The sequence below is a fragment of the Microbacterium sp. LB12 genome (assembly GCF_037150835.1).
Lineage (GTDB): Bacteria > Actinomycetota > Actinomycetes > Actinomycetales > Microbacteriaceae > Microbacterium.
Genome location: NZ_JBBCPF010000001.1, coordinates 556,396 through 578,588, shown reverse-complemented (window position 1 = coordinate 578,588; position 22,193 = coordinate 556,396). Strand labels below are relative to the sequence as shown.

The 22,193-nt window shown below is 69.5% G+C and carries 19 protein-coding genes and 1 pseudogene; 12 read left to right on the top strand and 8 right to left on the bottom strand.

Translation table 11 applies throughout. The features are described from left to right. The first annotated feature begins 18 nt into the window (after window positions 1–18). The 3 genes from WFM69_RS02845 (at window position 19) to WFM69_RS02835 (ending at window position 3,273) form a co-directional block, all read left to right on the top strand. On the top strand, window positions 19–927 hold the full coding sequence (locus WFM69_RS02845) for a LysR substrate-binding domain-containing protein (RefSeq protein WP_337001436.1): 909 nt from the start codon (window positions 19–21) through the stop codon (window positions 925–927). Between the two features lie 120 nt (window positions 928–1,047). Next, window positions 1,048–1,635: a nitroreductase family protein gene (locus WFM69_RS02840; RefSeq protein WP_337001435.1), complete on the top strand. Its 588-nt coding sequence runs from the start codon at window positions 1,048–1,050 to the stop codon at window positions 1,633–1,635. A gap of 126 nt (window positions 1,636–1,761) precedes the next feature. Continuing rightward, window positions 1,762–3,273, top strand: coding sequence for an APC family permease (locus tag WFM69_RS02835; protein WP_337001434.1), 1,512 nt, complete (start codon window positions 1,762–1,764; stop codon window positions 3,271–3,273). A gap of 34 nt (window positions 3,274–3,307) precedes the next feature. Here WFM69_RS02835 and WFM69_RS02830 read toward each other — a convergent pair whose 3' ends face one another. Continuing rightward, complete coding sequence (locus WFM69_RS02830; protein ID WP_337001433.1) at window positions 3,308–3,634, bottom strand: hypothetical protein; 327 nt, start codon at window positions 3,632–3,634, stop codon at window positions 3,308–3,310. 116 nt (window positions 3,635–3,750) lie between these two features. On the opposite strand from WFM69_RS02830, the gene WFM69_RS02825 reads away from it, so the two are divergent. From WFM69_RS02825 to WFM69_RS02815, 3 genes are read left to right on the top strand one after another with little or no spacing between them, the layout of a single operon-like run. Then, on the top strand, window positions 3,751–4,299 hold the full coding sequence (locus WFM69_RS02825) for a hypothetical protein (protein WP_337001431.1): 549 nt from the start codon (window positions 3,751–3,753) through the stop codon (window positions 4,297–4,299). 8 nt (window positions 4,300–4,307) lie between these two features. Continuing rightward, on the top strand, window positions 4,308–5,258 hold the full coding sequence (locus tag WFM69_RS02820) for an aminotransferase class I/II-fold pyridoxal phosphate-dependent enzyme (protein ID WP_337001429.1): 951 nt from the start codon (window positions 4,308–4,310) through the stop codon (window positions 5,256–5,258). Further along, a complete protein-coding gene (locus WFM69_RS02815) occupies window positions 5,255–6,562 on the top strand; it encodes a hypothetical protein (RefSeq protein WP_337001427.1) in 1,308 nt (435 codons plus the stop codon). Before WFM69_RS02820 ends, WFM69_RS02815 begins: the two co-directional genes overlap by 4 nt. Window positions 6,563–6,574: 12 nt before the next feature. Here the strand turns inward: WFM69_RS02815 and WFM69_RS02810 are convergent, their stop codons facing one another. Next, entirely contained in the window at window positions 6,575–8,791 is a 2,217-nt protein-coding gene (locus WFM69_RS02810) for an ATP-dependent Clp protease ATP-binding subunit (RefSeq protein WP_337001425.1), read from the bottom strand. A gap of 123 nt (window positions 8,792–8,914) precedes the next feature. Further along, window positions 8,915–10,114, bottom strand: a complete 1,200-nt coding sequence (gene coaBC / locus WFM69_RS02805) for a bifunctional phosphopantothenoylcysteine decarboxylase/phosphopantothenate--cysteine ligase CoaBC (RefSeq protein ID WP_337001424.1) — start codon at window positions 10,112–10,114, stop codon at window positions 8,915–8,917. A gap of 68 nt (window positions 10,115–10,182) precedes the next feature. Between coaBC and WFM69_RS02800 the strand changes: the two genes are divergently transcribed. Next, the gene (locus tag WFM69_RS02800; protein WP_337001422.1) at window positions 10,183–10,884 is read left to right on the top strand and encodes an NRDE family protein; all 702 of its coding nucleotides are present in this window, start codon (window positions 10,183–10,185) and stop codon (window positions 10,882–10,884) included. 453 nt (window positions 10,885–11,337) lie between these two features. On the opposite strand, the gene WFM69_RS02795 is transcribed toward WFM69_RS02800, so the two are convergent. After that, entirely contained in the window at window positions 11,338–12,312 is a 975-nt protein-coding gene (locus WFM69_RS02795; RefSeq protein ID WP_337001420.1) for a GlxA family transcriptional regulator, read from the bottom strand. Window positions 12,313–12,397: 85 nt separating this feature from the next. Here WFM69_RS02795 and WFM69_RS02790 point away from each other — a divergent pair, with 85 nt between their 5' ends. The 3 genes from WFM69_RS02790 to WFM69_RS02780 are packed head-to-tail and all read left to right on the top strand — an operon-like array spanning window position 12,398 to window position 13,913. After that, the gene (locus tag WFM69_RS02790) at window positions 12,398–12,559 is read left to right on the top strand and encodes a hypothetical protein (RefSeq protein ID WP_337001418.1); all 162 of its coding nucleotides are present in this window, start codon (window positions 12,398–12,400) and stop codon (window positions 12,557–12,559) included. 45 nt (window positions 12,560–12,604) lie between these two features. Next, window positions 12,605–13,237, top strand: a complete 633-nt coding sequence (locus tag WFM69_RS02785; protein ID WP_337001416.1) for a LysE family translocator — start codon at window positions 12,605–12,607, stop codon at window positions 13,235–13,237. Window positions 13,238–13,289: 52 nt separating this feature from the next. Beyond that, entirely contained in the window at window positions 13,290–13,913 is a 624-nt protein-coding gene (locus WFM69_RS02780) for a hypothetical protein (protein ID WP_337001414.1), read from the top strand. 32 nt (window positions 13,914–13,945) lie between these two features. Here the strand turns inward: WFM69_RS02780 and WFM69_RS02775 are convergent, their stop codons facing one another. Both WFM69_RS02775 and WFM69_RS02770 read right to left on the bottom strand, forming a co-directional pair. Then, complete coding sequence (locus tag WFM69_RS02775) at window positions 13,946–15,175, bottom strand: glycosyltransferase (protein ID WP_337001412.1); 1,230 nt, start codon at window positions 15,173–15,175, stop codon at window positions 13,946–13,948. A gap of 5 nt (window positions 15,176–15,180) precedes the next feature. Next, on the bottom strand, window positions 15,181–16,413 hold the full coding sequence (locus WFM69_RS02770; RefSeq protein ID WP_337001410.1) for a glycosyltransferase: 1,233 nt from the start codon (window positions 16,411–16,413) through the stop codon (window positions 15,181–15,183). Window positions 16,414–16,537: 124 nt separating this feature from the next. Between WFM69_RS02770 and WFM69_RS02765 the strand changes: the two genes are divergently transcribed. Next, window positions 16,538–17,125: a hypothetical protein gene (locus WFM69_RS02765; RefSeq protein ID WP_337001408.1), complete on the top strand. Its 588-nt coding sequence runs from the start codon at window positions 16,538–16,540 to the stop codon at window positions 17,123–17,125. A 51-nt stretch (window positions 17,126–17,176) separates the two neighbouring features. Here the strand turns inward: WFM69_RS02765 and WFM69_RS02760 are convergent, their stop codons facing one another. Beyond that, a complete protein-coding gene (locus WFM69_RS02760) occupies window positions 17,177–17,587 on the bottom strand; it encodes an MmcQ/YjbR family DNA-binding protein (protein ID WP_337001407.1) in 411 nt (136 codons plus the stop codon). 42 nt (window positions 17,588–17,629) lie between these two features. Here WFM69_RS02760 and WFM69_RS02755 point away from each other — a divergent pair. Further along, a pseudogene (locus tag WFM69_RS02755) lies at window positions 17,630–18,972 on the top strand (DUF2252 domain-containing protein). Window positions 18,973–19,094: 122 nt separating this feature from the next. Here WFM69_RS02755 and WFM69_RS02750 read toward each other — a convergent pair. Further along, window positions 19,095–22,082 carry an alpha-mannosidase gene (locus WFM69_RS02750; protein WP_337001405.1) on the bottom strand — a complete coding sequence of 996 codons (2,988 nt, stop codon included), beginning with the start codon at window positions 22,080–22,082 and terminating at the stop codon, window positions 19,095–19,097. Window positions 22,083–22,193 lie beyond the last annotated feature (111 nt).

The window sequence follows — 22,193 nt, the reverse complement described above, 5'->3', positions numbered from 1 at the left end:
CTGAACGGACGGAACGGCGTGCTCGATGTCAACAGACTGCGGATGCTCGTCGAGCTGTCTCGCCGCGGAACCCTCTCCGCCGTGGCCGATGCGCTCTCCTACAGCAAGGCGTCGGTGTCGCAGCAGCTGAGCGCCCTGGAGCGCGATGTGGGCGTCCCGCTCCTGCGCCGCGTGGGGCGCGGGGTGCAGTTCACGCCGCAGGGGAACGTGCTGGTCACGCAGGCGATCGCGGTCCTCGATCAGCTCGAGCACGCCGAGGTCGCGGTCGCCGAGTCGCTCACCGAGGTCACCGGCACCGTCCGTGTCGCGGTGTTCCAGTCCACGGCGCACTCGCTCCTCCCCCGTTCGCTCCAATCCCTCAAGGACCGGCATCCGGCGCTGCGGGTCGAGGTCACCGAGTGCGATCCCGAGACCGGGCTCGTGGGAGTGTCGAGCCGTGACTTCGACTTGATCCTCGCCGAGCAGTATCCGGGGCACACCCGTCCGATCCACGCCGACCTCGACCGCGTGGTGCTGGCACATGACGCGATCGCGCTCGCCCGGCAGCCCGGATCGCCCACGCACGCCGATGCCTCTGCGGCACTGTGGGCGACGCGCGACGAACCGTGGGTGCTGGAGCCCGCCGGCACCGCCTCGCGCGCCTGGGCCGAGCAGCTGTGCCGCACCGCGGGCTTCGAGCCCGACGTGCGGTTCGAGATCGCCGACCTCACCGCGCACGTGCGCCTGATCCACGCCGGACTCGCGGTCGGCCTCCTGCCCGAGCTCGTGTGGGCGGGCGACACCCCCACGGTCGACCTGGCGCCGCTCCCCCGCGCACCGCGGCGCGAGATCTTCTCCTCCGCCCGGCGGGTGTCGGCGGATGCTCCGTCGATCCGTGCGGTGCGTGCGGCCCTCGCGGACGCGGCATCCCACAACCTCCCCGTCTGAGCGGACGCGGTCCCACCGCGACATGATGGAATGGATCGGGAATATGCATGCACATGCATCGGTTTGTTCCCGTGTACCCGGACGAAGGAGTCCGATAGACCCCTTCTGAAAGGCACTTCTGTGAGCACTCCCGTCATCGACCGCACCGCCCCGACCGAGCACCCCGTCCTCGACGTGCTCGCCGGACGCTGGAGCCCCCGCGCCTTCGACGCACAGAGCACGATCGACGAGGCCAAGCTCGCCACCGCACTCGAGGCCGCTCGCTGGAGCCCCTCGGCCAACAACATCCAGCCCTGGCGCTTCATCGTCGCCCGCCGCGGCACGGCGCTGCACGCGCAGGTCGTCGACGCACTGATGGGCTTCAACCAGGCATGGGCGGGCAACGCCGCCGTGCTCGTCGTCGCGATCGCCGAGACGGCCACCGAAGACGGCACCCCGATCACCCACGCGCTGTACGACCTCGGCCAGGCCGTCGCGCACTTCTCGGTGCAGGCGCACCACGACGGACTCGTCGTGCACCAGATGAGCGGCTTCGACCCCGAGGTCGTCCGCGAGTTCGCCGACCTCGAGCCGCGCTTCGTGCCGACCACCGTCTTCGCGCTCGGCGAGTTCGGTGATGTCGAGTCCCTTCCCGAGGTGCTGCAGGAGCGCGAGGTCGCCCCGCGCGTGCGTCGCCCGATCGCCGAGACGGTCGTGCTCAGCGCCTGAATCGAAGCCTCCCCGAAGAGCGTCGCGCCGCAAGGTGCGGCGCTCTTCTGCGTCTGCGCGGAAGTATCCCGGCACATCGGGCGGTAGCACGGCGATTCGACCTGCCACCCTCGTAGTCTCGTCCGCATGGCGATTCAGCGCAGAGTCAAGTCAGTCGAGCAGTCCATGGCGGAGACCCACGACGAGAAGCGATCCCTGAGACGCTCGTTGGGCGTGTGGGACCTCGCGGTCATGGGCGTCGCGGTCGCCGTCGGCGCCGGGATCTTCTCGGTCGGCGCCGAGGCCTCCGCCCACCACGCCGGCCCCGCCGTCATCATCTCGTTCATCATCGCGGCGGCCGTGTGCGGACTCGCGATCCTCTGCTACGCGGAGTTCGCCTCGTCGATCCCGGTGGCGGGCTCGGCGTACACGTTCACCTACTCGACGCTCGGCGAGTTCCTGGCGTGGATCATCGGCTGGGATCTCATCCTCGAGATGCTGATGGCCTCGGCGGTCATCGCGAAGTACTGGGGCGTGTACCTCGGCGACACCGTGTCGCTGTTCGACCTGCAGATCCCGATGACGCTCCAGCTCGGATCGCTGAGCTTCGACTGGGGGCCCGTCGTGATCGTGGCCATCTTCACGGTGCTGCTCGCCCTCGGCACCCGTCTGTCGAGCCGGGTCAACAGCGTGTTCACGGTGATCAAGGTCGCGATCGTGCTGTTCGTGATCGTCGTCGGACTGTTCTTCATCAACGGCGCCAACTACTCCCCTTTCGTGCCGCCGGCCCAGGAGGGCGTGGCATCCGAGAGCGCCTGGACCCAGTCGCTGTTCTCGTTCCTGACCGGATCCGACCCGACGGTCTACGGCGTCTTCGGCATCCTCAGCGGTGCGGCGCTGGTGTTCTTCGCGTTCATCGGATTCGACGTCGTCGCCACCAGTGCGGAGGAGACCAAGGATCCCAAGCGCACCGTGCCGCGAGGCATCATCCTCGGTCTGGTCATCGTGACGGTGCTCTACGTGCTGGTCGCGATCGTGATCACCGGGATGGTGTCGTACACCGAGCTGGCGAAGCTCGATCAGCCGTCTCTGGCCAGCGCCTTCGAACTGGTCGGGGCGACCTGGGCGGCGCAGGTGATCGCAATCGGCAGTCTCGTCGGCCTCACCACGGTCGTGATGGTGCTGCTGATGGGCCTCGCGCGCGTGGTGTTCGCGATGAGCCGCGACGGCCTGCTCCCGCGCTCGCTCAGCGTCACCGACGCCAAGCGTGGCACGCCGATCCGCATCCAGCTCATCGTGGGCGTGATCATCGCGCTCATCGCGGGGTTCACGGACGTACAGGTCCTGGGCGACATGATCAACATCGGCACCCTGTCGGCGTTCGTGCTCGTGAGCATCGGAGTGCCGATCCTGCGCAAGACCCGCCCCGACCTGGAGCGCCCGTTCATGGTGCCGCTGTCGCCGTGGCTGCCGTGGATCTCGGCGATCGCCTGCTTCTGGCTGATGCTCAACCTCAGCACCGAGACCTGGGCGCGATTCGCCGTCTGGCTCACCCTCGGTCTGGTGATCTATTTCGCGTACTCGCGGCGGCACTCGCTGATCGGACAGGAGCTCGAGCGCGACGCCCTCGGCGGCGTGTACCGCCCGCCTCTGCGTTGACCGTCGGCGACTCGGCAAAGAGGCCCGGTACGCGTCATGCATACCGGGCCTCTTCACGTGCGGGAGGGCATGTCCTGGGGCCGAAGACCGATACTCCGGCACTCTCGCGAGAGAAGTCTGGCTTCCGCTCCATGGTCGCACTAGCCTCATATGACTGCTTATCCCGTTCATATGGAGAAGCAGCACCGATGGAAGAGAGGTCACGATGCAGCAGCTCATCGAACGCGTGCTGGCTCTGAAGATCGAAGAGATCAAGAGAGTCGACATGGATTGCTGCGTCGTCGTCGGCTGACGACGACGCGACCGCACCCTGCACAAGAAGAACCTGCACAACCTGCACAAGGAAGAAGGAGAACACCATGGACAATCTCATCGATCAGATCCTCGCGGACAAGCGCACGGAGGCGAAGAACGCCGAGACCAGTTGCTGCGCGGCTCCCGCACCCGTCGAGCTCTGAACCACGGAGGCGAAGGAACATGACCCGGCGGATCCCCCTCGACCGCAGCTACGCGACGACCGTGATGGATCGCATCGACGACCAGTCACGCGACACCGTCGAGCAGGAATTCGTGGAGTGCCTCAAGTTCCTCGCCATCACCTCGGCGACCTCCGGGAGACGCATCGCGGTCATCCCGGAGGTCGACCGGGTCTGGCATGAGCTGATCCTCCAGACCGTGGCCTACGGCCGCCTCTGCGCGAGCTTCCCCGGAGAGCGATTCCTGCACCACGAATCCATCACGCCGACCGGATACTACGAGCGTGTCGGAGATCGAGAGTTCGTTCGCGAGTTCGTGCAGTGGATCCCGGACTACGTGCAGAACTTCGGCCCTTTCACCGAACGCAGCGCCGCGCTCTGGACGGTCGCCCAGTTCCTCGAACGGGAGATGGGCATGTCGCTCGAGCAGATCAATGCCTTCGGACGGGAAGAGAGCGCAGAAGTCCTGCTCCCGCACGACTCTCCATGGCTCCTCCTCGGCGACCACACGCATATCTCGGCGCTTCTGGACACGCACGCGCCCGAGTGATGCGCCCGATGCCCTCATCCGCGCATGTCCTCGAACCCCCGACGAACGGCAGCTTCGCCCTCCCCGACCGGTCACCTTCCGCCGACTTCCAGCGGGCGATCCTCCGCCGGATGAGGGACCTGTCGTGGAGCCGATATCCGGCGGCTGCCTTCGAGTCGCTCCGACGGACCCCCTGGGACTTCTCATCGCACGGCGCAACGACGATCTTCGCCCGCGGAGCCGAGCAGGCGATCCTCGAAGGGCTCCGCTCCTGCGCAGCGCGACGCGTCATCGTTCCCGCGTACTCCTACCCGGGGTACGAGAGGGCCTGCCATGCCATCGGCGCGCAGGTCGCCACCTACAGCGATGATGCTCAACTGCGTGAGATGGTCTTGTCGCCGGCCGCGGTCGAGACCGTGGCGGTGATCACCGAGCCGGGGAACCCCATCGACACCACGCCTCCGATGATCGACGTCAGAAGCAGCGATCCGAGGGTCCGGCTTCTCGTCGACCTCGCGTATGCCGTGCCGTATGGTGACGCCTTTCGGACGACCGTCGCCTGGTGGCTGGAGCGCGGGGCCGCGGTCGCCTTCACCCTGTCGAAGCTCGCCTGTCTCGCCGGAACCCGTTTCGGCGGCATCATCCGACCGAACGGCGCGTTTCCGAGACTCCGTCAGGAGCAGAAGTACTGGGACCTGCTGTCGACCGCGATCGTCGATGCCTTCGGCGAACCGGACGTCGTCAGGATGGCACTCGCGCTGAGCACTGCGCAACAGGCGATCGGCGCCGACCTGGTCGAGCTGCTGGAGGCCGCGCGCGTCCCGGTCTTCGGCCGCGGCGGCGGGTGCTTCGCCACGGTGCCATCGGCGTCGATCGCTCCCGAGATCCGACGCTCCCTGAGCGCGAAGGACTTCGACGACGTGTGGACGCGCATCGATGCCTCCCGACACAACATCGCCGTCCTGAAAGGCCGACTGTGACACTCCACGAGTTCCGGAGCGACGTCGGCCGGGTGCTGACGCACGCGACCCCGATGATGCTGGCCCTGGTCATCCCGCTCGGGGCGTCGTTCGTGCTGCTGGCCGTGGCGCTCGCCACTAGCCGAGCAGACTTCGCCGCCATCGTCGGCACGGCCGCCACGATCAGCGGGCTCGGCACGCTCGTCAACGTCGGCGTCGGGATCGGGACTCTGCGCGACCTGGCACGGGCCCGCACCGATCCGGCCCTGATCGCGAGCGCGATCGCGGGGAACCTCCGCCTCGCATCGGCGGTCTCCTTCATCGTCGTCGCGATCAGCGCCGCCGCGGGCATCGCTCTCACGTACGCCTCCCCCCGCGGCTCGGTCCTCGGAGTCGCCCTCTGGGTCGCGCTGATCGTGCAGCTGCCTGCGAACATCCTGTCGTCGCACACGAGCGTGCTCGCCGCCGCCTTCCAGCACCTCGGGCGCGAGAAGGACAACCTGACGATCACGCTCACCCGATCGCTGATCGGACTGGCGCTGGGCCTGGCCGTCGTCCTGTTCATCCCGGATCCGATCCTCGCCATCGCCCTGCAGTCGGCGCTCGCCTCGCTCATGGTCATCGCGATGCTGGTGGAGCGCCGGCGTCGACTGGCCGGGGTCGGCGTGCATGTCCGGCTCCTGCTCGCCCCGGACTTCTCGCTTCGACGCATCGGTGATCGGGTGCTCAACTCGCTGGATGGCGCCGTCTTCATGGTGCTGTTCATGGTCGCCCAGATGATCGCCGCAAGCATTTCGGTGGGCGTCGCCGCGCAGGTCGCCGCGGGCGTCGCCCTGTGCCGGACGATCATCATCCCGCTGAAGATGGTGGGCCAGACCGCCGGACGGATGAGCCTGCAGGACCCGGGGAAAGACACGCGATACGTGGGCGCATCATTCAGCACGGTCGGGGTGTTCGTCGTGCCGATCGCTGGAGCGCTCCTCGTGCTCGCCTCTGTCGGCGTGAGCCCGGTCGGCGACGCCACGCTGAGCGCGCTCATCGCGGTCCAACTGCTGCTGGAGCCGTTCGCAGGCTCCCTGTTCGCCTATCTCAAGGTCGTGTTCGGCGCCAGGGCGGGTCTGCTCGGACTGCTCCTCACCTACCTCGTGCTCGCCCCGATCGCGCTCGTCGCGTGCCGGCTCCTCGCACCAGACGCTGCGGCGCTGTGGACCTGCCTCGTGCTCGTCCGCTTCGTCTTCAGCCTGGCGAACGGCGCAGCCCTCCTCAGAGGACTGCGCCGTATCCGCAAGGATCAGGTGGAGGTCGGCGACGACGCGGTGCGCTGACCTCCTCGCGGATCAGTCGTCGAGCAGCTCCGCCTCGATCACGTCATCGTCGTCGGGCTCTTCCACCGGAGCGGGCTCGGGCGTCGTCGAGGTGAGCACCAGGCCCGTGCCATCGGCGGCCATGTCGACCCGCACGGTGTCGCCATCGTGCACTCCACCCGACAGCAACGCGGTCGCGAGCTTGTTCTGCACCTCGCTCTGGATGAGGCGGCGCAGCGGACGCGCTCCGAACATCGGGTCGTAGCCACGCTCGGCAAGCCAGGACCGGGCGTCCGGGGTGACCGCGAGCGTGAGCCGACGATCCTTCAGCCGCGCGTGCAGCTGGTCGATCGACAGCTCGACGATCTGCGCGAGGTCGTCTTCGCTGAGAGCCGAGAACATCACGATGTCGTCGAGACGGTTCAGGAACTCCGGACGGAACGCCTGCCGCACCAGCGCCATCACCTGGTCGCGCTTCTCATCGGGTGCGAGCACCGGGTCGATGAGGATCGGCGAGCCGAGGTTGGACGTGAGGATCAGGATCACGTTCGAGAAGTCGACCGTGCGCCCCTGACCGTCGGTCAGTCGACCGTCGTCGAGCACCTGCAGCAGCACGTCGAACACCTCGGGGTGCGCCTTCTCGACCTCGTCGAGCAGGATCACGCTGTATGGGCGACGCCGTACGGCCTCGGTCAGCTGACCACCCTGCTCGTAGCCGACATAGCCCGGAGGGGCGCCGACGAGCCGCGACACCGAGTGCTTCTCGCCGTACTCCGACATGTCGATGCGCACCATGGCGTGCTCGTCGTCGAACAGGAACTCCGCGAGCGCCTTGGCCAGCTCGGTCTTGCCGACACCGGTCGGGCCGAGGAACAAGAACGAACCGGTCGGGCGACCGGGATCGCTGATCCCCGCACGCGAGCGGCGGACGGCATCCGACACCGCCTTGACGGCATCCTTCTGCCCGATCAGACGCTTGCCGAGCTCGTTCTCCAGGTGCAGCAGCTTCTCGCTCTCGCCCTGCAGCAGGCGCCCCACCGGGATGCCCGTCCACGCGGCGATCACGGCGGCGATGTCCTCGTCGGTGACCTGCTCGTTCACCATGCGCGGCTCTGCCGGCGTCGCCGCCTCGGCCTGCTCGGCCTCGGCGATGTCACGCTCCAGGCGCTTGATCGTCTCGTACTCCAGCTTCGACGCCTTCGTGTAGTCGGCGTTGCGCATGGCGAGGTCACGCTGGGTGATCGCATCGTCGAGCTGCTTCTTCAGCTCGCCCACGCGGTTCAGGCCCTGACGCTCACGCGCCCAGCGGGCCTCGAGACCGGCGAGTTCCTTCTCCATGCCGACGAGCTGCTCGCGCAGGGCGCCGAGACGCTCCTTCGACGCGGCATCCTTCTCCCGCTTCAGCGCGAGCTCCTCGAGCTTGAGCCGATCGACCTGGCGCTTGAGCTGGTCGATCTCCACCGGGGAGGAATCGATCTCCATCTTGAGGCGCGACATCGACTCGTCGATCAGGTCGATCGCCTTGTCGGGCAGCTGCCGCGCGGGCAGGTACCGGCTCGACAGGGCGGCGGCCGCGACGAGGGCGCTGTCGGAGATGGTGACACCGTGGTGCGCCTCGTAGCGCCCCTTGAGCCCGCGGAGGATCGCGATCGTGTCCTCGACCGTGGGCTCACCGACATACACCTGCTGGAAGCGGCGCTCGAGCGCGGCATCCTTCTCGATGAACTCGCGGTACTCGTTGAGCGTGGTCGCGCCGATCAACCGCAGCTCACCGCGGGCGAGCATCGGCTTGAGCATGTTGGATGCCGCGACCGAGCCCTCTCCACCGCCCGCGCCCATCAGCACGTGCAGCTCATCGATGAACGTGATGATCTGACCGTCGGACTCGGTGATCTCCTTGAGGACCTGCTTCAGCCGCTCTTCGAACTGCCCGCGATACATGGCCCCGGCCACGAGCGCGGAGATGTCGAGGGTGACGAGCTCTTTGCCCTTGAGGGATTCGGCGACGTCGCCCGCGACGATGCGCTGGGCGAGGCCTTCGACGACGGCCGTCTTTCCGACGCCGGGCTCACCGATCAGCACGGGGTTGTTCTTCGTGCGGCGGGTGAGCACCTGGCTGACGCGACGGATCTCGCTGTCGCGTCCGATCACGGGGTCGAGCTTGCCCTGGCGTGCACGGTCGGTGAGGTTGATGCCGAACTGCTCGAGGGCGGACTGCTGGTCTTGGTTACCGGTCTGCGGGGTGGTCATGCGCTCCTCCTGGAGTTGCTCCTTCTGGTCGTCTCCCGCCTGCCGGATCGGGAGGCGGGGTCAAAGTTGAGTCGTGTTGACTCAAGTTTAGCACTCGCCCGCATTCTCCTCCAGTCCGCGCGGTCAGCGCTCCTGCACGATGGCGTCCCAGATCGCCGACGCGACCGCACGCTTGGATCCGGATGCCGAAGCCGCGACCACGCCTCCGGGACCGAGGATCTGCACGGCGTTCTCCGCACTCTCGAATCCGCGCTCCCAGCCGACCTCGTTCACGACCAGCACATCGACGCCCTTGCGCTGCTGCTTGCGCCGCGCCCGGTCGAGCAGCTCGGCCTCATCCTCCGGAGTCTCGGCCGCGAACCCGACCACGAGCTGACCGGGCTTCCGCGCCGCGACCAGCGCCGCCACGATGTCCTCGTTCTCGATCAGCTCGATCGCCGGCACGCCACCGCCCTCCTTGGTGAGCTTGCGCTCCGACACCTGCACCGGACGGTAGTCGGCGACCGCCGCAGCCATCACGACCACATCGGCATCCGCAGCCTCGCGCTTCATCGCCTCCGCGAGCTCGGTGGCGGCACCGACACGCACGAGGCGGATCGACGGATGCCGCACCTCGGCGAGCACGTCGCCCGAGATGTTCGCCGACACCAGCGTGACCTCCGCCCCGCGGGCGGCGGCCTCCGCGGCGAGCGCTGCGCCTTGCCTTCCACTGGAGCGGTTGCCGAGGAAGCGCACCGGATCGATCGGCTCGCGCGTGCCGCCGGCCGAGACCACGACGCGCGTACCAGCGAGGTCACCGGGGGCGAGCAGCGCCTGAGCGGCGGCGAAGATCTCCTCCGGCTCCGACATCCGCCCCGGTCCGCTGTCCCCGCCGGCGAGCTCACCATCCGCCGGACCGACGAGATGCACACCGCGCTCGCGCAGTGTGGCGATGTTCGCCTGGGTGGCCTTGTTCCGCCACATCTCGGCGTGCATGGCCGGGGCGAGCAGCACCGGAGCCTCCGTGGCGAGCAGCGTCGTGCCGAGCAGGTCGTCGGCGAGCCCCGCGGTGATCTTCGCGATCGTGTTCGCTGTCGCCGGCGCCACGATCACCAACTCGGCAGCCTGACCGAGTGCCACATGCCGCACCTTCGCCACGTCGTCGTGCACGCTCGTGGTGACCGGGTGGCGGCTGATCGCCTCCCAGGTCGGCAGCCCGACGAAGCGCAGCGCATCCTCGGTGGGAACCACGGTCACTTCGTGACCGTCCTTCGTGAGCAGGCGCACCAGGTGCACCGTCTTGTACGCGGCGATGCCGCCTGTGACTCCGACGACGATGTTCACGTCTCGATTCTGCCCCACCGGGCCCCACGCAGGGGCCGACGTGTGACGCGCGATCTAGACTTGGCACCGTGTGCACGGTCGTGATCGATGTCGAAGCTGCCGGTTCCGCACGACTCCTCGCGGTTCGCGACGAGGACCCGCTGCGGGCCTGGGATTCCATCGGCGCCTGGTGGCCCGAGGACTACCCCGGAGTGATCGGCATCCGCGATCGACGCGCGGGAGGCGCCTGGCTCGCCGTGAATCCTGCCGAGCGTCGCCTCGCCGTGCTGCTGAACCGAGCCGATGTGCACGACCTCCCGACGAGCCATCCCGTCTCGCGTGGTGCCCTCGCGCTCGAGTCGGTCACTGCGCGCTCTCCCGTCGCACCTCTGCCGATGCACGGCTTCAACCTGCTCGAGGTAGGCCCGGACGGCGCCAGAGTGTTGTCGTGGGACGGCGAGGACCTGCGCGAGACGCGCATCACCCCCGGCACGCACATGATCGCGCATGACGACCTCGACGATGCGACCACCCCGAGGATCGCCGCGTGGCTGCCCGAGTTCCGCGCCCTGGGCCCCACGGTCGACAGCCCGGATTGGACGGCCGAGTGGACGGCGCTGCTCGCGGCATCCACGGCACTTCCGCCCGAGGACGACCGTGCGATCATCCGCGACAACCGCCCGCACGGGTATCCCACCCAGTCGCTGTTGTACTGCGTCGCCTCGGTCACGGACGCCGGGGTCGAGGTGCAGGACGTCGCCCTGCCCTCCCCCGCCCATTGGACCGCCTAGCCCCACCCCGCGCCCGCGGGCGCCCGCGCCCGCGCCCGCGTCTCGCGCCCCACGCCCGCGCCCGCGCCCGCGGGATCAACATGGCACCCACCACCACCCTCCGCGGCCCCCTTTCGATGCCGCATCGCGACGAACCACGCGCGCACCTAAGCGAGCATCGCCCGCGGGCCGTTCTTGATCTCGCGCGTCGCGTCCCGGCGCTGGGCCAAAAACGCTCCGGGGCACTCCGTCACGGGATTAATGCCGCACCTGTACGGGCCTTCCGCGGCCCGTTCTCGATCCCGCCACGGACGGGCCGGGTCGGGGCGGGCCGGGTCGGGGACGGGACGGGCCGGGGACGGGCCGGGGACGGGCGGGGACGGGCGGGGGCGGGGCGGGGGCGGGGCGGGGGGGGGCGGGGGGCGGGCGGGGGGGGGGGGGGGCGGGCGGGGGGCGGGACGGGGCGGGGCGGGGTCAGGCTGCGGGGGCGGCGGACTCCTCGGCGCAGGAGAACCGGGACCGGTAGGCCGTGGGTGTGAGGCCGAGCACCCTGGCGAAGTTCTGGCGAAGCACGGCGGCCGACCCGAATCCGCACTCGTCGGCGATGTGCTCGAGCGGGAGGTCGGTGCGCTCCAGCATCCGCTGCGCGTGGATGATGCGCTGCCGGGCCAGCCAGGCCGCGGGGGTCGCGCCGTACTCCGATTTGAAGCGCCGGGCGAACGTGCGCGGCGACATGAGCGCCCGCGCGGCGAGCTGGTCGACCCCGAGATCGTCGCGCAGATGCTCGACCGCCCAGTCGGCGACGGCCGCGAGCGAGTCGGTGGCGACCACGGGGATCGGCCGGTCGATGAACTGTGCCTGACCACCGTCGCGCTGCGGTGGCACGACCATGCGCCGCGCGATGCGGTTGGTGAGCTCGGCGCCCACCTCCTGCCGGAGCAGGTGCAGGCAGGCGTCGATGCCCGCCGCCGTACCGGCACTCGTGATGATCTTCCCGTCCTGCACGAACAGCACATCGGGATCGATATCGATCTGCGGATACATGTCCGCCATGACGTGGGAGTACATCCAGTGGGTGGTGGCCCGGCGACCGTCGAGCACACCGGCGGCGGCGAGGATGAACGAGCCGCTGCACACGCTCATGACCCAGGCTCCGCGGGCGACGGCGTCTCGGGCGACGTCGAGCAGGAGGGGATCGATTTCGCCCCACACCTCGCGCGGCACCGGACAGAAGACGACCAGATCGGCCTCGTAGGCGAAGGTCAGGTCGTGTTCGACGTTGACCGAGAAGCCGATCTTCGAGGCCACGACACCCGGTCGGGGCGCGACGATGCGGAAGTCGAAGTTCGGCACGCCGTCGGCGGAACGATCCAGGCCGAACGCCTCGCACGCGACACCGAACTCGAAGGGCGCGAACCCGTCCTGGATGATGCAGGCGACCGTCTTCATGCTCACTCCTGAATGGCAGTTTTCGTACGTTGACAGTCTATTCTGCCACTCGTGGCGGTTCAACATCGAACGTAGCGTTTCTGCCATGATACTCGTCATCGCACTCATCGCCCTCGCCGCGTGGGCGACTGTCGCCACCCTCGTCGAACTCCGCCGCGACGGCCACCGCCGCACCCCGACCGACTGGAACCTCGTCGCCGGTCGCGACCTCGACCAGCGGGCCGAGCCCGGGCACATCTACCGCTGATCCCGGGACCGTTCGCCGCCCCGCACGGCGGTGTATCGTCGGCTCATGATCCCGATCGACCACCTCGTCGCCTTCGCCGTCGCGTCTGTCGTGATCATCGTCATCCCCGGCCCCAGCGTGCTGTTCGTGATCGGCCGCTCGCTCTCCCTCGGCCGCCGCGCGGGCGTGCTCAGCGTCGTCGGCAACGCGCTCGGCACCGTGCCGGCCGTGCTCGCGGTGGCGTTCGGGGTCGGCGCGATCGTCGCATCGTCGGTCGCGGCATTCACCGTCATCAAGATCATCGGTGCCGGATACCTCGTATGGCTCGGGGTCCAGGCCATCCGTCACCGCAAGGATCACACCCCGGATGCCGACCGCGCACCGGCGTCCGCGGGGAGGCTGCTGCGCCAGGGATTCATCGTCGGTGTGACCAACCCGAAGACCATCGCGTTCTTCGTGGCCGTGCTGCCGCAGTTCGTCGCCCCCTCGGCCGGCCCGGTGTGGGCGCAACTGCTCCTGCTCGGACTCCTCTTCCAGATGCTCGCGCTCGCCTGCGACAGCGTGTGGGCCCTCGCCGCCGGCACCGCCCGCACGTGGTTCGCCCGCTCGCCTCGACGCATGTCGACGCTCTCCGGCACCGGAGGCGTGATGATGATCGGCCTCGGCGGCGCGCTGGCCTTCACCGGCGCCAAGAGCTGACCCGGCCGCCATCCTCCCGCCCGTCACGACGACGGAGGCTACGCTCATCGTCATGAGCGACCCCCAGCAGCCTTCCGTTCCGCCGTCCGGACAGCCGAGCCCGGTTTCGCCTCCCGCGCCACCCGCGACGCACCTGCCTGCCACGCCGCAGTATCCGGCGGCTCCCGGATTTCCCACCGCTCCGCAGGCGTACCCGACCGCGGCTCCCGGCGGCCAGAGCACCCCGACCCCCGGCACGCAGCCCGCTCCACAGGCGTACCCGACCGCGGCGCCCGCCTACCCGACCGCTGCCCAGGGATATCCGGTCACGACCCAGGGAACCCCGGTCGGCTACGCACCGTTCGCTCCCGCCGCGCCGATCACGCGCACCGGCAACCCGCTCGGGAGGGTCGCCTTCGTGATCGCGCTCGTCACGCTGGCGGTGAACCTCCTCTCCTCACTCGCGCGGCCGTTCTTCTACACGATGAGCGTCGGATACGAAGCGATCATCGTGCTGGACAACGTGATCGGGATCATCTCGTTCTTCGTCTACGGCATCGCCCTCGTGCTGGGTGTGATCGCCGTGCGCCGCGCCGGCTCGCAGGTGCTCGCCGGTGTCGCGATCGGCATCGCCGGCGCGGGGATGCTCGGGCTCGCCTTCACGCTGGTGACGCTGACGTTCTACCGCTTCTTCTGACCCGACACTCGCCGAAGCGGTCGACGTGGCAGTCAGGCCCCGGCCAGCACCCGCTCGTAGACCTCGACCATCGCGGCCGTGCGCGACGACTGCCGGAATGCCTCCGCCACGGCAGGAACCGGCACGGGCGCCGCGCCATCGGCGATGTCGGATGCGGCGCGCCGCAGCGTCTCTGCAAGGGCCGCGATGCGTCGCGCCTCGAGCTCGCGCCCGGTCGCCTCGCCGCCGTCATCCGGCACGGCCCACAGTCCGCCGCCGAGCTCCGCCGCGATGTCCGGATCGCAGATCACGGACGGCGTGCCGAGCGTCGCCGCCTCGAACGGGGTCATCCCCTGCGTCTCGAACCCGATCGACGTCTGCACGAGGGCGTCGGCGGCGGCGATGCGCTCCAGAGTCTGGGGGTACGTCAGTCGTCCGGCGAAGCGCACGCCGTCGCGCCCGCGGACGATCTTCTCGGCCGCGGCACGCTGCGCCCCACCACCGATGATCTCCAGCTCGGCGTCGACTCCCGAGGCGACGAACGCCTCGAGGAAGGGCAGCAGGCGCTTCTCCGGGCTCATCCGGCCGAGCCAGACGAAGCGCGGACGCCCGGGCGCACGCTCCGACGACCCGGCTGCGAGGGTCTGCTCCCGCAGGTCGTCGTCGATGCCGTTCCAGATCACGTCGACATGCGGGAACACACCGTGCTGTTCGAGACGGCGGGCGAAGTGCGTGGACGGAGCCGTCACCGCGGATGCCCCGGCGGCGAGCCCGCGCAGGAACGCCCAGCCGTCGCTGCCCGCGGTGGGACTCCCGATGCCGCGCATGGCGATGCGGCGCCAACCGTTGAGCGCCGCGAGCACGGGCTTGTGAAGAGGAGTGACCGCCGCGATCCCGACATCCACCCGGTTGTGCATGGTGTGCACGACGGGGATGCCGTGCCGGCGCGCGTAACGGTGGCCGATGAACGCCCCCCAGAAGTCGGCCTGCACGTGCACCAGGTCGACCGGCGGCCGGCGGGTCATCGCGCGGTCGAGCACGCGGTCGGTCGCCCGCCCCGGCCAGCTCATCGAGTACTCGCGGTCGACGGTGATCGGCATCGACGGCAGATCCACGTAGGCGCCACCATGGGATCCGGACAACACCCGCGATCCGTGCATCTTCGGCGCGACGACCGTGACCGTGTGACCCGCGCGTTCCAGGAACTCGCGCTGGAGCCGCATCGACACCTGCGCTCCGCCGAGGGAGTCGAGGTGCTGATCGCCGAAGAAGACGATGTGCATGGCGGCTACTCCGGCAGCGACTCGTCGCGGTACAGCGCCTCGAACGTGTCGAGCGTGCGGTTGATGTCGTGGATCGCGACGCCGTCCAGCGAGGCGCGCTGCATCCGCTCGTACTCCGCCGGCTCTGCGGTGAGCACGTCCGTGAGGCGCGCGGCCAGCTCGTCGACGTTCCCCGGCTCGAACAGGTAGCCGTTCTCGCCGTCGTGCACGAGGTGCGGGAGGGCGACGGCATCCGCCGCGACGATCGGCAGGGCCGACGCCATCGCCTCCATCGTGGCGATCGACTGCAGCTCGGCGATCGAGGCGATCACGAACAGGCTCGCGCGGGACAGCAGCGCCCGCAGCTCCTCGTCAGTCGTGCGGCCGTGGAACGTGACCCGGTTCGCCAACCCGAGCTGCATGGTGAGGTTCTCCAGCTGCTTGCGCTGGTCGCCGCCGCCGACGATGTCGAACGTCGTCTCGAGCGCGGGGTCGAGCTTCGTCATCGCCTTGAGGATGACCTCGACCTGCTTCTCGGCCGTGAGCCGGCCGACGAAGATGATCCGGTTCTTCTCGCGCGGAGCGATCACCGGCGAGTACTGGGTGCGATCGATGCCGCAGCTGACCGGGATCACGCCCTCGACCGCCACGGTCCGCTCGAGGAAGTCGGCGGCACGACGGGTCGGGGTGGTGATCGCGCGCGTCTTGTCGAACGTGCGCTTGGCATCCGCCCACGCGGCCTTCAGAACCATGTCGTCGACGAACTTCGGCATGGTGGTGTGGTCGAGGATGTTCTCGGCCATCACGTGGTTCGTGGCGATCACCGGGATGCCGCGCTCGTGCGCGATATAGGCGAGCCCGCGTCCGATCACGATGTGAGACTGGATGTGCACGACATCCGGCTGCACCTGGTCGAGGACCTTGCGGGCATAGTGCTTCGATCGCCACGGCCAGACGAACCGCAGCCAGTCGTGCGGTGCCCAGCGCACCGAGGGAAGGCGGTGCAGCGTCATCGGCTCACCCTCGATGACCTCGGTGCGCGGCTGCACGCGACGATAGGCCTGGTTGGGGGCGACGACGTGCACGTCGTGACCGCGCTGCACGAGGCCCGCGGCGAGGCGCTCGGCGAACCGGGCGGCGCCGTTGATGTCGGGGGCGAACGTGTCGCAGCCGATCACGATCTTCAGGGGGCGGTGCGCGGGTTCGGCGGCGGGGCCGCTCGACGGATCGATCGGATCGTCGGAGGAGGTCACAGACATGCTGCCTTACGATGTGGCGGCCAAGGAAGAGCCCTGGTCGGGCGCTGGCCACTCTACCCGAGGGCACTGAGCGCACGTCCGAGGCGTACCGGCATCGCACAGCCGCAGCCGTTACCGTGGAGGCATGCGACTGACTGCCGACGCCGATCCCCAGCTGTGGATCCCCGTGACGGACTCGCTCGGGTGGAAGGGACGCCGCCACCGCAAGGCGGCCATCCGGATGCTCCTCGGGCAGGCCAACGCCGCTATGGGGGCGACCGAGCGCCCCGGTTCCCGCTTCGGCGCATGGGCGATGAGTCAGGCGGCGCCGATGCTGATGAAGAAGGCCGACGGCCGCGTGCTGGTGTGGACGTGGAAGGCGGAGCCCGAGCTGATCGTGGCGATGGCGACCGCGCAGCAGCTCACCCCCGACGTGCGCATCGCGCGGGCCTCGATGCCGATGGACTACGACGACACGGAGTCGTTCCCCACCCGACTCGGCGTGGGCGAGAAGCTGCTCGTGCCGATGCCGTCGACGCCGTCATCGCCGCCGTTCGCGACCTACACGTGGGACACCGGCACGCACCTGGTGACCCTGACCGCCGTGTGCAGCGACAAGGAGCGCTTCGGCACCCTGACCGGCGCCCTCGACGAGCTGGCGCGCAGCCTCCGCATCGCCGACGACGTCACGGGCGGAGAGTCCCCCGAGATCCTCCGTCTCCCTCCGGCCTGACCGCGTCGGGGTCCGACGCCGGGTGCCAACTTCCTTGGAGCTGGTGCCGCGTCAGTCGAGCCCGTGCGAGCGGAGCCACTCCTTCGCGACCCGCGCGGGTGCCCGCACCAGCCAGGCATCCGTGACGATCTCGGCCAGTCGCGCCCGATCGACGACATCCAGGCGCACGAGCAGCCCGGGGTATCCGTCGAAGTGCGGGATCGAGAACAGCATCTCGGGTTCCGCCGCGAGGAGCGCCTCCTTCTCCTCCAGGTCGGCGACCCGCACCGCCAGCACGACCCCGTCGGGCCACGACCTCCCACGCTCCGCGAGCTGGCGCAGGTCGGTCGCACTCGGTCCGCGCAGCCACGCGAACTGCCCACCCTTGAGCCGCCAGGCCGCGGCACCCGTGTGACCGCTGACGGACTCCTCCGCTCCGGGCAGTGCGAGAGCGATCTCCCGCACGTCGTCGATGCTCGCCATCCCGTCATCGTGCCGCACCGGCCCGCCTGCCACAATGGCCCCATGCTCCCTGCCTGGACCCGCCCGCCGACGCACCGCGAACTCCTCGATCGTGGCGCAGAGGCACGCAAGCGCTCTCCCCGACGTGCCCTCGCCGAGCTCGCATCCGGCACCCGCGATCCGCTCGGCATCCTCGCCGCACAGGACAGCACGCGCATCCCCGAGCTGGTCCCGCTCCGCGCCGAGCGCATGTCGGCGAGCCCCTTCGCGTTCTATCGCGGCACCGCGGCACTGATGGCGGCGGATCTGGCGGACGCTCCGCACAGCGGCATCCTCGTCGCCTCCTGCGGCGACGCGCACGTGTCGAACTTCGGGTTCTACGCCTCTGCGGAGCGCCGCTGATGTTCGACCTCAACGACTTCGACGAGGCCGCGTGGGCGCCGTGGGAGTGGGACGTGAAGCGGCTCGTCGCGAGCATCGTCGTCGGAGGCCAGGCGAGCGGGCGCTCCGACGAGGTCATCGATACGGCTGTGCTCGCGGCTGTCGCCGGGTACGCCCGGGGCATCGCGCGCGCCACCGAGCTGAGCCCCACCGCTCGGTACTTCACGCACTTCGACGTGGCATCCTCGCGGTCCATGCTCGACAAGGCATCACAGAAAGCGATCCGCAGCGCGGTGAAGCAGGCCGAGAAGCGCACCGGCGAGCGCGCTGTGCGCCGCCTCACGGTCGAGGATCCCGACGGCCGCCGCCGCTTCCTGCACGAGGAGCCGACCACCTCTCCCGTCGGTCCCGCACTCCTCGAATCCGTGCAGGATCTGTTGACGCAGTACCGTCGCACGACCAGTCCGGATGTGGCGCTGCTGTTCGAGCACTTCTCGGTGAGCGACGTCGCGCGGCGCGTCGTTGGCGTCGGCAGCGTGGGCACTCGCTGCTACCTCGTGCTGCTGCAGGACGGCGAGGGCAGTGCCGTGCTGATGCAGCCGAAGCAGGCGTCCCAGAGCGTGCTCGTCGAGTACGGCCGCATCGCCCAGCCGTCCACGCTGCAGGACTCGATCGACGCGCACGGGCAAGGGGCGCGGGTGGTCGCGCTGCAGCGCATCCTGCAGGCGCTGTCCGACCCGTTCCTCGGGCACATGCGCAACACGAACGCCGACTTCTATGTGCGGCAGTTCCACGATATGAAGGGCAGCATCGACGTGGAGGACCTCGACGACGGCCCGTTCATCACCTACGGACAGGCGTGCGCGGCGACCATCGCCCGCGCGCACAGCCAGTCACTCACGGCCACCGAGGTCGCCGGCTACGTCGGCAGCGGGCGCGTGCTCGGGCAGGCACTGTTGGAGTGGGCGCGCGCCTACGCCGCGGTGTCCCTCTCCGACTACCAGCGTTTCCGCGACGCTCCCTGACCCGCCCGCTCCCGTCCGCTCCCGTCCCTGGCGGGATCGAAACCGCCCCTCCGGGCGGGTTTTGCGGCACGTTTTCGATCCCGCAAGCGCCTGCAGGTGAGGGCGCGGGCGCGGGCGCGGAGCTAGCGGATGATGCGGAGGGTGCGGACCTCGAACGGGCGCAGCTGCAGTTCCTCGCCCGCGTGGTCGAGGTCGTCCTCGATCAGGCTCACCTCCCGCACCTCGCGGTGCGCGAAGCCGACCGTCAGCGCACCCCTCGCGCGCCGTCCGAGCGCTTCGTAGACACGCACGATCACGTCGCCGGAGCCGTCGTCGGCGAGCTTGACCGCCGACACGATGATGCCCTCGCCCGCGACCGACACCAGCGGCTCGACCTCACGCGCGCCGCGCACGACCGTCGGGAAGGCGTTGATCCGGATGCCCTCGGCTGTGGCGATCGCGGCATCCGCTCCGATCACGAAGCCGACCTCGATCTCGTGGTGGCCGTGATCCGTGTCGGGATCGGGGAACCGCGGGGCACGCAGCATCGACAGCCGCACGGTGGTCGTGACCGCATCGTCGGACACCTCGCGCGACGTGTCGTAGCCGTAGATCGAGTCGTTCACCAGCGCGACCCCGAAGCCGGGTTCTTGCACCAGCACGAAGCGGTGCATCGACGTCTCGAACTTCGCGGCCTCCCAACTGGTGTTCGCGTGCGTCACTCGCGATTGGTAGCCGAACTGCGTCTCGGCCGCGGTATGCGTCGCCTGGATGTCGAGGGGGAAGGCGAGCTTGAGCAGCTTCTCGGTCTCGTGCCAGTCGATCTCGTTGCGCAGCAGGACCGTGCGCGACTCCGGACTGAGCACGATGGTCTGCTCGATCGTCGACGCGGAGAACGGGCGCACGACGGTCACGACCGCGACGCCGCCGACAATCGATGCCTCCAGGGAGGCGACGGCCGTGAGGTCTTCGACGCTGCCCCGGTAGTAGCGGTCGATGTCCCACGCATCCCACTTGTTCGGGAAGTCCTGGTGCAGCTGGAAGAGGTTCGCCGCCTTGCCTTCCGCGACCGCCTCGCGCCCCGACGCCTTGTCGACGGCCGAGACGATCAGCCCCTCGGCCGAGACGAGCACCGAGACGAGCTCGTTCTCCAGCCGCCACCCGCCGTCCTCCGCGGTCAGCGAGACGGGTGTTGCCGTGGACTCCACGACGAACTCCGCACCGAGCGCCCGGCCCGCGCCGATCGAGGTCGGCTTGAACCGCAGCGGGCGATCCCCGTCGCCCGCGAGAGAGCGCCGTGCGGCATCGGCGATGTCCTCCGCATCCGACAGCACGTCCGTGAGTGCGGCGACGGCCTCCCGGTGCACCCACACGATCGAGGTACCGGGGAGGATGTCGTGGAACTCGTGCAGCAGCACCGCCTGCCACAGTCGATCGAACTCGGCGTGCGGATACGCGGCACCGGTGCGCACGGCATCCGTCGCCGCCCACAGCTCGGCCTCGATCAGTGCCTGCTCCGCCCAGCGGTGCAGCGCCTTGGTGGCGTGCTGGCTGGTCAGCGTGCCACGATGCAGCTCCAGGTACAGCTCGCCGACCCACACAGCAGGATGCGGCAGCTCAGCCTTGGCGGCCTCGAAGAAGGCATCCGGATGCTCCCACTCCACCTGCGCGCTGCCCTCGAGGTCGCGCAGCCGCTCGGCCTTCCCGGTCATCTCGCGGGTCGTGCCGCCCCCGCCGTCGCCCCAGCCGACCGGGGCGATCGACCGCGAGCTGACCCGGTTCTCCTTGAACTGCCGGGCGGCCTTCGCGACCTCCTCGCCGCTGAGCTGCGCGTTGTAGGTGTCCATCGATGGGAAGTGCGTGAACACCCGCGAACCGTCGATGCCCTCCCACAGGAACGAATTGTGCGGGAACACGTTCTGCTGATTCCACGAGATCTTCTGCGTGAAGAACCACTCGAACCCCGCGCGACGCATCAGCTGCGGCAGCGCGGGCGAGTAGCCGAAGCTGTCCGGCAGCCACACGCCCTTCGACCGGATGCCGAACTCGCGCTCGAAGAACCGCTGCCCCTGCGAGAACTGCCGCACGAGCGACTCGCCGGTCGGCATCACGGTGTCGGACTCGACCCACATGCCGCCCAGCGGAAGGAAGCGACCGGCGGCCACGGCGGCCTTGACCCGCTCCCACACCTCGGGGCGGTGCTCCTTGAGCCAGGCGTACTGCTGCGCGCTCGACATGCCGTACTGGAACTCCGGATGCTCGTCGAGCAGCGCCGTCATCGACGAGGTGGTGCGGGCGACCTTGCGGATCGTCTCGCGCACCGGCCACAGCCACGCCGAGTCGATGTGCGCGTGCCCGATCGCCGAGATGCGGTGGGCACTGGCCTCTGCGGGCGCCGCGAGCACCTCGGCGAGATGGGCGCGGGCAGCGGATGCCGTCGCGACGATGCGCTGCAGGTCGAGCGCGTCGAGGGCGTCGTCCAGCGCCTGGAGGATGCGCATGCGCCGCGGTGAGGTCTCCGGCAGCTCCGCCTGCAGCTCGATCAGCACCTCGAGATCGAGGGCCAGGTCGAACACCTCGGGCTCGAACACCGCGAGATCGATCCGCCGCGAACGGTACAGCGGCTCCGTCGACGACGTGAGGACATCGCCCTGCCGTGTCGGGAGGAACGGGTGGTGATCGAGCAGCACGGGGTTCGAGGCGGCTTCGAGATACAGCTCGACGGCCTCGTCGCCGGTCGCCGCGTCGGCGATGAGCACCCACTGGTTGCGCGGGTTGACGCTCTTGATCGGGGTGCCGTCGGGCCGGTAGGCGAGCGCCTCGCACTGGAAGCCGGTCATGCCCACGTCGAAGCCGAGGTCGACGACCGCCTCGACGCGGCGCCCGGCCCACTCCGACGGGACCCGCCCGGTCAGCCGGAACCAGGTGGTCCCCCACGCCGGACCCCAGGGCGCGCCGACGGCACCGGGCGCGTAGTCGAGGGCGAGTCCGTCCGCCGGGGCGATCGGCTCGCCCGGCAGTTCGTGGACCTCGACGACCAGCGGCCGCGCCTCCGAATGGATGGCGGGGCGCACGCGCTCCTGGAGCACCCTGCTGGCGCGGCCGACGGTGAGCGAGGTGTCGTCATGCATGGGAATCTCCGGCTCGACGGTGGGTCACGGAAGCGCTGCGCGTCGGATGCGTCAAACTCGACGCCGACGCCACCGACGCTACCCGTTCGCCCGCGCGGGGGTGGCCGCGAC

Coding starts and splice junctions, on each gene's coding strand:
- WFM69_RS02835 (WP_337001434.1), top strand. CDS start 1,762: ATGGCGATTCAGCGCAGAGTCAAGTCAGTCGAGCAGTCCATGGCGGAG.
- WFM69_RS02830 (WP_337001433.1), bottom strand. CDS start 3,634: ATGGTGTTCTCCTTCTTCCTTGTGCAGGTTGTGCAGGTTCTTCTTGTG.
- WFM69_RS02825 (WP_337001431.1), top strand. CDS start 3,751: ATGACCCGGCGGATCCCCCTCGACCGCAGCTACGCGACGACCGTGATG.
- WFM69_RS02820 (WP_337001429.1), top strand. CDS start 4,308: ATGCCCTCATCCGCGCATGTCCTCGAACCCCCGACGAACGGCAGCTTC.
- WFM69_RS02810 (WP_337001425.1), bottom strand. CDS start 8,791: ATGACCACCCCGCAGACCGGTAACCAAGACCAGCAGTCCGCCCTCGAG.
- WFM69_RS02795 (WP_337001420.1), bottom strand. CDS start 12,312: ATGAAGACGGTCGCCTGCATCATCCAGGACGGGTTCGCGCCCTTCGAG.
- WFM69_RS02790 (WP_337001418.1), top strand. CDS start 12,398: ATGATACTCGTCATCGCACTCATCGCCCTCGCCGCGTGGGCGACTGTC.
- WFM69_RS02785 (WP_337001416.1), top strand. CDS start 12,605: ATGATCCCGATCGACCACCTCGTCGCCTTCGCCGTCGCGTCTGTCGTG.
- WFM69_RS02780 (WP_337001414.1), top strand. CDS start 13,290: ATGAGCGACCCCCAGCAGCCTTCCGTTCCGCCGTCCGGACAGCCGAGC.
- WFM69_RS02775 (WP_337001412.1), bottom strand. CDS start 15,175: ATGCACATCGTCTTCTTCGGCGATCAGCACCTCGACTCCCTCGGCGGA.
- WFM69_RS02770 (WP_337001410.1), bottom strand. CDS start 16,413: ATGTCTGTGACCTCCTCCGACGATCCGATCGATCCGTCGAGCGGCCCC.
- WFM69_RS02765 (WP_337001408.1), top strand. CDS start 16,538: ATGCGACTGACTGCCGACGCCGATCCCCAGCTGTGGATCCCCGTGACG.
- WFM69_RS02760 (WP_337001407.1), bottom strand. CDS start 17,587: ATGGCGAGCATCGACGACGTGCGGGAGATCGCTCTCGCACTGCCCGGA.
- WFM69_RS02750 (WP_337001405.1), bottom strand. CDS start 22,082: ATGCATGACGACACCTCGCTCACCGTCGGCCGCGCCAGCAGGGTGCTC.